The 806-nt window shown below is 49.0% G+C and carries 1 protein-coding gene; it reads left to right on the top strand.

Features of this window, described 5'->3' with window-relative positions; translation table 11 throughout:
• Window positions 1-90: 90 nt before the first annotated feature.
• Window positions 91-806 (top strand): DDE-type integrase/transposase/recombinase (locus KJB30_RS17835; protein ID WP_214301721.1); only part of this gene is annotated, 716 nt, incomplete at its 3' end.

Raw genomic sequence — 806 nt, 5'->3', positions numbered from 1 at the left:
TGTATAGACTGGGGACATAGGTAACAACTGTTCGGGGACATAGGTAACACATTATTATCAAGACACGGCTTTCCAAAGGAGGAAACCACCATGTCTTGGCAAGAGGTGAGTACCTTGTCCCTGAAACAAGAATTTGTAACATTTGCGCAACTGGAAGACTGCAACTTCACCATGTTGTGCAAGTCATTCAACATCAGTAGAAAAACAGGCTATAAGCTGCTCCATCGCTTCATCGAGAATGGAGCCCTAGGGCAGCTAGAAGATTCCCGGCGGCCCAAGAACAGCCCTTTGAAAACTAAAGAATCAACTGAGGCCGCTATTGTTGCCCTTCGCAAGGCGCATCCTGCGTGGGGTGGGCGCAAGCTCAAGAGCAGGTTGGAGACACTCGGGCATCAGGGTGTTCCAGCTGCTTCGACAATCACGAGCATATTGCGCCGTAATGATCTGCTAGATTCAGCGGAATCCTCAAAACACACTGCATTTATTAGCTTTGAGCATCCAGCACCCAATGATCTCTGGCAGATGGACTTCAAGGGGCATTTCCCCATACGGCAAGGTCGTTGTCACCCATTGACGGTTCTCGATGATCACTCCCGTTACAATGTGATTCTCAAGGCCTGTTGCAATGAAAGAACCGATACCGTCCAGAACGCCTTGATAGATAGCTTTCGGCGATATGGACTACCAAACCGCATAACAATGGATAACGGTAGTCCATGGGGAAACACCCAATTCAACGATCTGACGCCACTGACAGCCTGGCTAATACGTTTGGGAATAGGAGTGAGTCATTCGCGGCCTTACCA

Origin of the sequence: Pelotalea chapellei (genome assembly GCF_018531195.1) — a bacterium.
Classification (GTDB): Bacteria; Desulfobacterota; Desulfuromonadia; order Geobacterales; family Pseudopelobacteraceae; genus Pelotalea; species Pelotalea chapellei.
This window is presented reverse-complemented; position numbering and strand designations above follow the sequence as displayed.